This window comes from Streptomyces melanogenes, assembly GCF_014649795.1.
GTDB classification, from domain to species: domain Bacteria; phylum Actinomycetota; class Actinomycetes; order Streptomycetales; family Streptomycetaceae; genus Streptomyces; species Streptomyces noboritoensis.
The window spans coordinates 1-2,710 of sequence record NZ_BMTS01000023.1; the positions used below are offsets into that span (position 1 = coordinate 1).

Here is a 2,710-nt window from a genome sequence, read left to right on the forward strand (position 1 = left end):
GGACCTCACCGACTGCCTCTTCCTCACCCAGACCCAGGTCAACGCCGCCAAGGGCGACGCCGCCACCCTCCTCCCGACCGGCCTGGAGCGCCCGTCGCACTGGAACGAGGACGCCACCACCCCGGCCGTGCCCGCCCGCGCCCCGCGCAAGGCCCCGGCGCGAAAGCCCGGTGCTTCCGGCCGCAGGCGCCCGGGCCCGGCGGGCTCCCAGAACAAGTAATCGCCACCCCGGCCCCCGGGAGGGGGTCAGCCCCGTCAGTCCACATAGACCCCGGGCTGCCGCTCCGCCCAAGGCACCGCCTGCTCCAGCTGCGCCGCAACCCGCAGTAGCAGGTCCTCGCGGCCGTGGGCGGCGATCAGCTGAACCCCGATGGGCAGTCCCTCGCGGCTCTGGCCCAGAGGGAGGCTGATCGCGGGGTGGCCGGAGACGTTGAACAGGGCCGTGAACGGGCCGTGTTCGAAGATGCGGCGGAGCCAGGAGCGGACGCTGTGGCGGGCGTCGTCGTAGTCCAGGGTGCCGTGCGGGGCGGGGAGTTGGGCCAGCGTCGGGGTGACCAGCAGGTCGTGGTCGAGGAAGAAACGGCCGATCGGCCGGGTCACCAGGTGCTGGGCCTCCATCGCGGCCAGGACGTCCAGCGCGGTGAAGGACTCGGCCTCGGCCAGGACGCGGCGCGAGACGCCTTCGAGTGCGGACGGGTCGGGGCGGCGCGGGGCGCCCCGCAGCACCGCTCCGCCGGTCGAGACGGCGCTGAGCATGACCGCCTCCACCACCTCGTCGGCGTCGACGTCGGGGCTCGCCTCCGTCACGATGTGGCCGATCCACTCCAGGACCTGGCCGACGGCGACGGTCGCCTCGGCTATCTGGCGGTCGACGGGCACGCCCGACCACGGCACGGTGGTGACGGCGACCCGCAGCCGGCCCGGGTCCGTGCGGACCTCGTCGGCGTAGGGGCGGGTGACCGGCGCCAGCTGGTACTTCTCGCCGACCGTCGGCGCTGACACGGCGTCGAGCAGGTGTGCCGCGTCCCGTACGGTCCGGGTGAGGCCGAACTCGACCAGCTGCCCGAACGCCGCTTCGCCGGCGAGCGGTCCGGACGGGGTGCGGCCGCGGCTCGGCTTGAGGCCGACCAGGCCGCAGCACGAGGCCGGGACGCGGATCGAGCCGCCCGCGTCATTGGCGTGTGCGAACGGTACGGCCCCGGCGGCCACCAGTGCGGCCGAGCCGCCGCTGGACCCGCCGACGCCCCGCTCCAGGTTCCACGGGTTGCGGGTCACGCCGTAGCGCACCGACTCGGTGGCGAAGTTGAGGCCGAACTCGGGAACGGTGCTCTGGCCCAGGGCGACCAGTCCGGCGGTGCGGAAGCGGGCCATCAGATCGTGGTCGACCAGGGCATAGGCGCCCCGGATGCTGCGGCTGCCCAGGGTGAACGGCACGCCCTGGGTGAAGGGGCCGCTGTCCTTGATGACGAACGGCACCCCGGCCAGCGGGCCGTCCGGATCGTGCGCCGGGGCCGGATCGAACAACGGCCCGGTGAGGGCGTTGAGATCGGCGTTCACGTGCTCGACCGCACGCCGGGCGGCGACCTCCACCTCGGCGGCGCTCACTTCGCGCGTACGGATCAGCTCGCGCAGACCGACCGCGTCGAAGGCTGCGTATGCGTGCGGCTCCATGCGGTCGTCCACTCCTCGATTGCGTGCCCGGGTCAGCGTGACATACGGGTACGAGCCGGTCGGCGCCGGGGTTCGAAGGACTCGGCGTCGAAACCGGTCAGCGGGCGTTCGCGGTCGCGATGTGCTCGCGGATCTCACGGGTGATGGCCGGCAGATGGTCATCGATGAAGAAGTGGCCGCCCGCGAACACCCGCATTCGGAAGGACGCCGAGGTGTGCCGCTCCCACAGGGCGACCTCGTCGAGTTCGACCACCGGGTCGTCGTCACCGGAGAGGGCGACGACCGGGCAGCTCAGCGGCGGGGCCGGGGTGGGGCGGTAGGTCTCGATGGCGTGGTAGTCGCCCCGCATCGTCGGCAGGACCATCCGCACCAGCGCCTCGTCGGCGAGCACCTGCGCGTTCGTGCCGCTGAGCCGCTTCAACTCGGCGAGCAGGTCCTCGTCGCTGCCGAGGTGGACATATCCGTCACGTGCGACGGAAGGCGCGCGCCGCCCCGAGGCGAACAGGCCCAGCGGGACGGTGCCGCGCCGCTCCAGGCGCAGTGCGACCTCGTACGCGACCGCGGAGCCCATGCTGTGCCCGAAGAGGGCGAGGGGTCGGTCCGTCCAGGGAGTCAGCTCCTCGGTGATGCGGTCGGCGAGCGTGGATATGTCCTTGATGCACGGTTCGGCCAGCCGGTCCTGGCGGCCGGGGTACTGGATCGCGAGCACATCGACCTCGGGCGAGAGTGCCCGGGAGGCGGGGAAGTAGTACGTGGCCGAGCCACCCGCGTGCGGGAAGCAGACGAGCCGGGTGGCGGCCTGCGGGGCGGGGTGGAACCGCCGGATCCAGGGGCTGCTCATGGACGATCCTGCCACGGTCGATGCTTCTCCTCGTGCGCGCTTGCGGGTGAAGTCCAGTATTCAAGTTCTTGGTGGAGCCGTCCGTCAGCCTAGGGCCCGCGGGAGCCGCCGAGCACTCGCCAAGGCCTCGACGTGCGGCGCTTGACGTTATCCGGAGCGTCATGTGAGATACGGAACCGGGTGGTCAACCTGTTCTGG

Annotated in this window: 2 protein-coding genes and 1 pseudogene; 1 reads left to right on the top strand and 2 read right to left on the bottom strand. The window is 72.3% G+C overall.

Annotated features, from left to right (window positions below; all coding sequences use genetic code 11):
- Positions 1-220, top strand: a pseudogene (locus tag IE252_RS43525) (pentapeptide repeat-containing protein); the annotation flags it as partial.
- 35 nt (positions 221-255) lie between these two features.
- Here IE252_RS43525 and IE252_RS34680 read toward each other — a convergent pair.
- Both IE252_RS34680 and IE252_RS34685 read right to left on the bottom strand, forming a co-directional pair.
- Positions 256-1,671, bottom strand: a complete 1,416-nt coding sequence (locus IE252_RS34680) for an amidase (protein ID WP_190093443.1) — start codon at positions 1,669-1,671, stop codon at positions 256-258.
- A 97-nt stretch (positions 1,672-1,768) separates the two neighbouring features.
- Positions 1,769-2,512, bottom strand: coding sequence for a thioesterase II family protein (locus IE252_RS34685; RefSeq protein WP_190093444.1), 744 nt, complete (start codon positions 2,510-2,512; stop codon positions 1,769-1,771).
- Positions 2,513-2,710: the final 198 nt, after the last annotated feature.